The organism is Moorena sp. SIO3I6 (assembly GCF_010672095.1).
Map to the genome: position 1 here is coordinate 1 of NZ_JAAHHU010000203.1, position 9196 is coordinate 9196.

Annotated in this window: 11 protein-coding genes; 3 read left to right on the forward strand and 8 right to left on the reverse strand. The window is 42.8% G+C overall.

The window, feature by feature from the left end; translation table 11 throughout:
* The 5 genes from F6K49_RS31080 to F6K49_RS31100 form a co-directional block, all read right to left on the reverse strand.
* Positions 1-283 (reverse strand): alpha/beta fold hydrolase (locus F6K49_RS31080; protein WP_366514255.1); only part of this gene is annotated, 283 nt, incomplete at its 3' end.
* Positions 284-387: 104 nt separating this feature from the next.
* Complete coding sequence (locus F6K49_RS31085) at positions 388-750, reverse strand: DUF5615 family PIN-like protein (RefSeq protein ID WP_293102855.1); 363 nt, start codon at positions 748-750, stop codon at positions 388-390.
* Complete coding sequence (locus tag F6K49_RS31090) at positions 725-1078, reverse strand: DUF433 domain-containing protein (protein WP_293069492.1); 354 nt, start codon at positions 1076-1078, stop codon at positions 725-727. Before F6K49_RS31090 ends, F6K49_RS31085 begins: the two co-directional genes overlap by 26 nt.
* 55 nt (positions 1079-1133) lie before the next feature.
* Positions 1134-2837 (reverse strand): ABC-ATPase domain-containing protein, encoded by a 1704-nt coding sequence (locus F6K49_RS31095; RefSeq protein ID WP_293102858.1) that lies wholly within the window; start codon positions 2835-2837, stop codon positions 1134-1136.
* 389 nt (positions 2838-3226) lie between these two features.
* Complete coding sequence (locus tag F6K49_RS31100) at positions 3227-4414, reverse strand: hypothetical protein (protein ID WP_293102861.1); 1188 nt, start codon at positions 4412-4414, stop codon at positions 3227-3229.
* A 398-nt stretch (positions 4415-4812) separates the two neighbouring features.
* Between F6K49_RS31100 and F6K49_RS31105 the strand changes: the two genes are divergently transcribed.
* The 3 genes from F6K49_RS31105 (at position 4813) to F6K49_RS31115 (ending at position 6978) form a co-directional block, all read left to right on the forward strand.
* Positions 4813-5289 carry a M67 family metallopeptidase gene (locus F6K49_RS31105; RefSeq protein ID WP_075896373.1) on the forward strand — a complete coding sequence of 159 codons (477 nt, stop codon included), beginning with the start codon at positions 4813-4815 and terminating at the stop codon, positions 5287-5289.
* Positions 5290-5323: 34 nt separating this feature from the next.
* Positions 5324-6496, forward strand: coding sequence for a molybdopterin-synthase adenylyltransferase MoeB (gene moeB, locus F6K49_RS31110; protein WP_075896371.1), 1173 nt, complete (start codon positions 5324-5326; stop codon positions 6494-6496).
* Positions 6497-6843: 347 nt separating this feature from the next.
* The gene (locus tag F6K49_RS31115; protein WP_293102864.1) at positions 6844-6978 is read left to right on the forward strand and encodes a hypothetical protein; all 135 of its coding nucleotides are present in this window, start codon (positions 6844-6846) and stop codon (positions 6976-6978) included.
* Here F6K49_RS31115 and F6K49_RS31120 read toward each other — a convergent pair.
* The 3 genes from F6K49_RS31120 to F6K49_RS31130 all read right to left on the reverse strand — a co-directional run.
* Complete coding sequence (locus F6K49_RS31120; protein WP_293102867.1) at positions 6944-7528, reverse strand: DJ-1/PfpI family protein; 585 nt, start codon at positions 7526-7528, stop codon at positions 6944-6946. The two genes, F6K49_RS31115 and F6K49_RS31120, sit on opposite strands and share 35 nt — an antisense overlap.
* Positions 7529-7807: 279 nt before the next feature.
* A complete protein-coding gene (locus tag F6K49_RS31125) occupies positions 7808-8578 on the reverse strand; it encodes a DUF4351 domain-containing protein (protein WP_293102870.1) in 771 nt (256 codons plus the stop codon).
* 325 nt (positions 8579-8903) lie between these two features.
* On the reverse strand, positions 8904-9196 hold a 293-nt coding region (locus tag F6K49_RS31130), incomplete at its 5' end, for a DUF4351 domain-containing protein (RefSeq protein ID WP_293102873.1).

The following is a 9196-nucleotide window of genomic DNA, read 5'->3' on the forward strand; positions in this document are numbered from 1 at the left end:
CGAGGATATCAGCACTAGACCATCCTAGGTGATCCATTAACGCTTCTAAATCGGCGATGTGATCATCAAAGGTATAGCCTTGATCCGGCTTGCTACTTTCCCCATGACCGCGCAGATCTGGAGCAACGATATGATAGTTTGGGGCAAGGTAATCCCCGAGGCTAGACCACACTAGGCTATGGTCTGCTAAGCCATGTAAGAGTAATAAGGGAGTTTGGCCTTGGTTCCATTCTAGGTAAGACAGTTGGATGTCTGGTAAGTCTAAGGTTTGACGTATGGGCATGATGGGATGATTGCCGTTAAGCCATGGTACTGTGATCTTGGATTAATCTTGGGGAGCTAGGAGTGCAAAACCTTACCTTAATGAACCAACGCTATCTAATCAGTTTAGATAGTTGTAAAATGAACAATTTGATCTTGGTATTCATTTTCAAATGATGCCTCAGCTATAAAGATTAGCTGTTGAATAGTTTCACCGATATTTAACTTTGGACTTAGAATAAAAATTCCTGGTACATGTCTACCTTCAGTTAAGTGATCTGCTAAGTGTACAGGCATTGACTTGCGGTTATTAGTTACCAATACGAAGTCATATTCCTCACACCAGCATAGAATTTCAGGGTCTTGTGTACCTTTTGGTGGAGTGGCTGGATCTCCAACAGCTCTAACAACTAAATCAGGTGCTTGCCGACGTAGTTGAATCTGATAGACTGGATTTACATTTTCATCCAGCAGATAATTCAGACTCATAGGTTTTATTCTTGGCTTCTTGTTCCGCTTTTAATTTTCGTAATCGAACTATCCCTGGAGGAGGGTTTAGTTCTTGAGCTTTTTGTTGCTGATGACTCCATTCCAGCCAGTCAGAAATATATTGGCTGACAACTTCTTTGTTGTTTAAGTAGTAAAGAATTGTGGCATAAACTTGCTCCAAGGTAATGGTGTAAAAACAGTTAAGAATTTCTTCGGGAGTACGATTACGATAAATGTACTCATACAGCACATTTTCAATGCCCACTCGCGTTCCTTTGATGCGAATATCATCAGGAGCCATAAAATCAAAATAGTCTTCTATTTTCATTATTTCAAGAATTGGTAATTGCTAATTTTAAAAGCACTGTTGATCCGAATTATCCTCAAAGCACTGACAGGGTTCGCAATCGATTCAGCGCTGCTGCTAATTCCAAGGGGCGGAATTGGACTAAATCCCCTTCAGGAAGGAACGTTAGTACATCCAATCCTTTTTCTTCAATATCTTTCATCACCAGATCTAAAATTTCCGATAGGGTCAATCGTTCATCGATATAATGCTCTTTAGCATAAACAAGAGCCCTGGAAATTCCTCTTAACTGACCTACTTCTACAATCTGCTCAACAGCAGATAAATCAATATTTTCTGCACCAAACCCTACTTCATCTACATCTCGGACTTTCAATTTTACGGCTTTGCGTCCACGACTGGGGTCAATCCCATCGGCTAATGGTACCCGTGGGGTAATAGTGCCAAAGTGTTTCCCGCCTTCAGCGGTGCGTTCGGTAAAGTATTTTTCGGCAATTAACTGAGCCTTTTCGGTGACATCCTGGGGTTGGAAGTTTTCCATGGCAATGACGGTATCGGCTACATCAAAGTAATCTCCACTGCCTCCCATGACTAAAATAGTAGAAACACCATACTCGGTATAGAGCTGTTGGACTTTATCAATAAATGGTGTAATCGGTTCTTTATCTTTAGCAATCAGCTCCTGCATACGGCGATCGCGAATCATAAAGTTAGTTGCTGCTGTGTCTTCGTCTACCAACAGTAACTTGGTACCGGCCTCAAGTGCTTCGATAATATTTGCGGCCTGGGAGGTGCTACCACTAGCATTGGTGGTGGAAAATTTTTCAGTAGAGCGACCTTGAGGTAATTGATTAATAAATGGGGAAATATCTACACCAGAAATCCCCCGACCATCTTCAGCCCGAATCTTGACAGCGGTGGGATTGGTGACTACTAATTCCCGTCCATCTCCAGGAATATGATTGTAAACGCCTAATTCAATGGCTTTGAGCACTGTGGATTTGCCATGATAGCCACCTCCTACAATCAAGGTGATCCCTTCTGGGATTCCCATACCGGTAATTAATCCTCGATTGGGACAAGTGAATGCTACTTGAAGTGTCTGGGGAGATTGAAATGCGATCGCATCCTCTTGTAATGGTTTGTCATCCACCCCACTCGACCGTGGCAAAATGGCACCGTTAGGAATAAAAGCAACTAATTCACGGCTTGCCAGCTGTTGACGCAGCCAATCGGCATCTTCCACTGTTTCTACATGATGCTTAATAGCAGCTGGATCGAGGACTTCATACTTAATGGATTGGTCTATAATATCAGGGATATCTTGGCATAGCATTTCTGCGGCCTGACGCCCAGAAATCCGACGACCACGAGCTGGTAATCCTACCACAAACCGGATTTCTACCCCTTCATCACTCACCAAAGCGGAGGTGCGCTCCAGTACTGATTGCCCGACACGGGTAATGGCAATCAAGCCACTATTCCCGGTACCCCGCCGACAGCTCATTTCCCGAGCTACCCAATCAAATGAGCGAGTTAGATAATCCTCTAGGGCGATGGCTCGGCTGTCAGTGCGATACAGCTCACTGGGGAAACCAGCCACTGACTGGGGTAAGTAAACGCGCACTTGGCTAGGAGAGGCAAAGGGGTCTCCCTGAACCCTGTCAATGACTAGAGTGAAATCTGGAAACTGATAGCTACCCTTGATATCTCTGTAGGATTTGTAGCTGCGATCATCGAGTTGTAGGAGTAACGACTCCAATTGATTGCTAGTTGCCATAATTGCAAGCAGAAAATTGCTTGTTAATTGTCAATGGTTACTATACCAAAGGGAACAGGGAACAGGGAACAGGGAGTAGGGAAAAGGGAACAAAAATTCTCACAATTCCTACACGGATTAGTATAGCCAATTGTCAATTAACAAGGGATTGATGACTTTTGAGTGTTGACTACCCTTATGACTATTGAGTAATGACTTAAGCTATCAGCTATCAGCTAATGCGCTACTTCACAGGCTAGAAGCCTGTGCCACCCAGGCTACTTGAGGTGCTTTTGAATAAAACAGCTAACCATTTGTTTAATCTTAGTGAAGTCACAGGCTGGAAGCCTGTGCCACGAAGCTGACCGCTGACCGCTGAATGCTGACCGCTGAATGCTGACCGCTTAAGTTTACTGACTTGACTGCTCTGATAGATTAACTAGACTTAATTCTTGCAGTGATTTTTCCAGAGCAGCGGTTTCCCAATAGAGCTTAATTGCTCCATGAAAGTTAGGATTTACTGTAATATCATCTATAGTATAGACGTTTACAAATCCAAATTGAATTGCTTTGATTACAGCCTTTCTGGGAATCAATTCAACATATTTTTTCAAGTAACCAGCACTTAGATTCAGCGATACATCAATGCGATGATAATTACCGACATTCACAAACCCAAACATCTTAATATCAATTTCAGATTGTTCATGGAAAACGGCTTGTTGTAGGGTTAAAGCACCAGCTTCAATCAGTTCTTCTATTTGACCGGCGTCTGCCAAGTTTTGCCTAAATAATCCCAGCAGCTTCCCTAAGGTAGCCTCATCTTGATCCTTAAGTACTACTTCTAAGTCTATTCCCAGCTTCTCTTCATTCACAGAGTTTTTGATCAATGCGATCGCACCTTCTCTGAACCCCTGGTCTTGTGGTTGCGTATTCTGGTTGAACAGTAAGCTAGGTTGATCACTGCTTTGCTCACTTCTATCATATCTATCAATTAAGCCAAACTTAAGTAATAGTTTGTCAATACCTAAAATTTGCTTTTGGGCAGCTTGCCATAGCACTGTTCTGAGGTTAGTCCGAAATTCCCCGATTGGATTTAATAACCACCAAGCTTTACGAGACAGAGACTTTTTAGAGAGATGATTACCCTTATTCCATTGATTTTTCAGCTCCTGATCGCTAAGGTAACGGGACTGAAACGGTAAGGAAGAGTCAGGAATAGAGATTAGTAGTTTCCCGGCCTCATAGGTTAAGCCAGGGGTAAAAATTTTATCTATTTTAATTTCAATCTCATGGAGTTGGAAGATACTGGTGGGTTGACCGAGGATGCTTATTTGAAAATATTGGAGAAATTCCCCTACTGCCTCCATTTGTTGTAAGGCTAATTTTTTTCCTGACTTAAAGGGAATATTTTTACCGATTTTTACAGATATCTTGTAAACCTGTTCCAATGGTATAATGTTGCTAATCGAAATTTTTCGACGTTGCAATGACTCTATTACTTCCAGGTCATGGTGTTTAAAAATATTGGCAGCATTCTCCTGAAAAAAAAATCGATATTCTTCGTTGTTTGCTGTTATAGTGCGGTTAGGAGTCATATCAAACCCTGGTGCCTTAACGACTTGTTAATTGAAAGTTGACGATTGAGACTGGTGAATTGAGACTTGTTAATTTAAATTTGACCAACCCCGAAGACTAATACGTATTACAACCGACAATATTTTACCTATAGCATTTATACAGAGATCATGAAGAATCTTGCTGATTTTTGATAAAACCAAAAACTATTCCAAGCTCTTGACTACTGTTCCCTGTTCCCTTTTTCGATCAATCCTATGTTCACAACTCAAATACAAACGCGCTTATTACAAGTGATATTATAATTGATAATTTGATAATTGATAATTTTTGGTTAACGGTTGACAGTTGACGGTAATATACACTCAACTGTGAACAAAAAAGAGTTGCATCAAGACATGGTGATAGTTAAATCGGTATGGGCTTAAAACTGGACACTGAGCATCAACTGGCAATTCAAAACCACGCAGAGAGCACCTATCCTGAAGAGTGCTGCGGTTTACTATTGGGTAAGCACCGGGGTGAGGTGAAAACTCTGGTTGAAGTATTACCCACACCGAACAACTGGGATAGTGAAGCAGCTGATGCCTATGCTACGGTTGAGGGCAAACCTCAGGGAGATTATAGCAGACAGCGCCGATTTAGCATTGCACCTGAGGTGCTACTGCGGGCACAAAAAGACGCACGCGATCGCAATCTGGATATAATCGGGATCTATCACTCTCATCCGGATCACCCAGCGGTACCTTCAGAATTTGATCGTGCGATCGCTTGGCAGCAATACTCGTATATTATTGTTGCCGTTGAGGAAGGTAAAGCGTGTGACTTCAGAAGTTGGAGCCTGGATGAACACCACCAGTTCCAGCCAGAAGAAACTATCATTATCAAAGGTTAACTGCTGAGTCTTACCGCTTCCAACCCAACATGCCATGTTAAATCCCAATCTAGATGAAATCCAATTAAGTAAAGACGAATACGAACGTTACTCCCGACACCTGATTTTGCCAGAAGTTGGGTTAGATGGACAAAAACGCCTCAAAGCTGCCAGTGTCCTATGTATAGGTAGTGGTGGATTAGGTTCACCCCTATTGCTCTATCTTGCTGCTGCTGGAATTGGAAACCTAGGTCTAGTCGATTTCGATGTTGTAGATAGTTCTAACCTCCAACGTCAGGTAATTCACGGGACGTCGTGGGTAGGTAAACCGAAAATTCAGTCGGCCAAAGAGCGGATTCTAGAAATCAACCCTCACTGTCAGGTAGACCTCTACGAAACCCTGCTGAATTCCGAGAATGCCTTGGAAATCATGGCACCCTATGATATTATCGTCGATGGTACCGATAACTTTCCCACCCGTTACCTAGTCAATGATGCGTGTGTACTTCTGAATAAGCCAAATGTCTATGGCTCTATTTTCCGGTTTGAGGGACAGGCGACAGTGTTTAATTACGAAGGTGGTCCCAACTACCGCGACTTGTTCCCTGAGCCCCCACCACCAGGAATGGTACCTTCCTGTGCAGAAGGAGGGGTTTTGGGCATTCTGCCAGGAATTATTGGCGTGATCCAAGCAACGGAAACGGTCAAAATTATTTTAGGCAAGGGCGATACCCTCAGTGGACGTTTGTTGCTATACAACTCTTTAAATATGACTTTCCGGGAATTGAAACTGGGACTCAATCCAGAACGACCGGTCATTGAGAAGTTGATTGACTATCAACAATTCTGTGGCATTCCCCAAGCTAAAGAAGAGGAAGCCAAACGCCAGATGGATATCAAAGAGATGAATGTCCAGGAGCTCAAGGAACTCATGGATAGTGGTGCGGATGATTTTGTTTTAATTGATGTCCGCAATCCCCATGAGTATGAGATTGCTAAGATTTCTGGCTCAGTTCTAGTGCCATTACCGGATATTGAACAGGGTTCTGGTGTAGCAAAAGTTAAGGAGCTGGTTAATGGTCATCGCTTGATTGCCCATTGCAAGAAGGGAGGTCGCTCAGCGAAAGCCTTGGGAATTTTGAAAGAGGCTGGTATTGAAGGGATTAATGTCAAAGGAGGTATTACTGCCTGGAGTCAGGAAATTGATTCATCAGTACCGCAATACTAACTAAATATATAGCAATTATGGTGAACCAGTCAGGGACATTGCTTATCCTTTTAAGGCAAAAGGCAAAAGGCAAAAGGCAAAAGGCAAAAGGCAAAAGGCAATAGTCAAGAAGGTTTTAACCAGGGAACAGAACTATGTCTTAACCTTGTCTTGGACTGCTATAGGAACTGGATCTGGCCACGGTAACGGGAATTCCATTAGTTGTATTTGGTGCGATCGCAGATGAGTTTGCGATCGCTATTTTATTTACTGGTCACCAATGCTGCTAATTCTGTAGATACTGTCTGATCTCAAAGTATAGTTCAGCACTGATCTCAAAGTTGATCCCTGTCTTGATGCAGTCGCTCATGGGGGAAACCCCCAAGACCGCGCTGCATCGCTGCTCCCTACTCCCTGCTCCCTACTCCCTAAAACCCAGGAATTTATACCTTACCCCATTGAAAAGTGCTATGAATGCTCGATGCGAGTACCCAAAACCTTGAGGAATTCTGCTAGCCACCGGGGATGAGCAGGCCAAGCGGGAGCTGTTACTAAATTACCGTCTACTATTGCTTGATCTACTGGAATGTCAGCATAGGTTCCACCAGCACGGGTAACATCGGGACCACAGGCTGGATAAGCGGAACATTTTTTACCTTGGATTACATCTGCTGCTGCCAACAATTGAGCACCATGACAAATTGCTGCGATTGGTTTGTTCGCTTGGGCAAAGTGCTGCACGATTTTGATCACATCTTGATTGAGGCGGATGTATTCTGGTGCTCTTCCCCCTGGAATCACTAGGGCATCATAATCTTCAGGATTGATCCCATCAAAGGTGGCATTGAGGGTGAAGTTGTGACCAGGCTTCTCAGTGTAAGTCTGGTCTCCTTCAAAGTCATGAACCGCTGTACGAACAATGTCCCCAGCTTTTTTGTCAGGACAAACAGCATCAACGGTATGTCCTACCATCTGCAACCCTTGGAAGGGGACCATCACTTCGTAGTCTTCTACAAAGTCACCTACGAGCATTAAGATTTGCTTTCCTGCCATGTTATCACTCCTGTGGTTTGAATCGGAATTCCTCTTGAGCAATCCTAATCTATCAAGCTTCTGAGGTTGTTTGCGTAGCGTGGCCTTTTGGCCAAGGTTGTCTGTCAGAATGAAGAATGAAGAATGAAGAATGAAGAATGAAGAATGCAGAATGAAGAATGAAGAATGAAGAATGCAGAATGCAGAATCTATAATTCTAAATTCTAAATTCTAAATTCTTAATTCTAAATTCTAAATTCTAAATTCTAAATTCTAAATTCTTAATTCAAAAATTGGGATTTAGTGCTCCAACCAAACCGCTAAATCCGTTGCGGTATTAAAATCCAACAACGCTTCACTCAATTCCTCTAATCGAGTAATGGATAATCCCTCAATCTGTTGTTGGAGCACAGGGTCAAGTAAACCTAACCTCAGGGTTAGCAAACGCATCACAATTAATACTGCTTCCTCCTGCTTTCCTCGCTGGAGTCCCTTTTGGACTCCCTTTTGGATAATATCTTGATAGGTAACTGATTCTTCCATAACTTCCTCTAATAACAATCGACGGACTAAATCTTTGTCAAACCGTAAACCAGCCAGTACATCCACACAGGCTGCTAGGTTTCCCCGTAATGGTTTTTCTTCAATTTTATCCACTTGGGCAACCACTTGCTCTAACAATCGATTCGGGCTATTACTCCTAGCTAGAGTTGCCAAGGGTAACAGAGCTCGATTGGCTAACAGTGGTTGAGGGTCTTGCTCCCACAGACGAATTACTCGATAACGATGCCAGGTGTTAGTATCCCTAAACTCATTAGTAAATACCATCTGTGAGGTCGTAGATTTTAGGAAAATCACGACCTGGTCAATGGGACATCGGTATTTACGTTGTAATCTGACCCAATAGTCTAACATCCGAAATGGTAGTGGTGGCTCAGATTGGGGTAGGGTTTGAAATTCTAGGTGCAGAATTTGGTTAGTACTTTGGAGTACACTCAGAGCATCAGCTTGAATTGGTTCAGCACTTAATTCGGTTTTAAGTACCTGAATATCGCGAGGTTCTTCACCCAATAGCCAATGAAAAAACTCCGATGGGTATTCTTCGGCTAAGTATTTAGCGATGCAGCGCGGTCTTGGGGGTTTCCCCCATGAGCGACTGCATCAAGACACAGATATTATCGTAAGCCAATGCAAATTGTTTAAAGTTAACACTATCTCAGATAGTGTAGTGAATCTGAACTAGAAAATTGATCGCACCTGGATCTTGTTTATGGAGTCAAGTTATGCTAACCGAGCAATTCTGATTGAGATAAGATCTAAAAAAGACCTGATTAGATCAGGTCTTTTCAAAATCATCTTCCCACCAAAAATCCTGGTGAAAACTAACAGTTCAATGTCAGCCGTGCTCCAACCAAACCGCTAAATCCGTTGCGGTCTTAAAATCCAACAACGCTTCACTCAATTCCTCCAATCGAGTAATGGATAATCCCTCAATCCGCTGTTGGAGCACAGGGTCAAGTAAACCTAACCTCAGGGTTAGCAAACGCATCACAATTAATACCGCTTCCTCCTGCTTTCCTCGCTGGAGTCCCTTTTGGACTCCCTTTTGGATAATATCTTGATAGGTAACTGATTCTTCCATAACTTCCTCTAATAACAATCGACGGACTAAATCTTTGTCAAACCGTA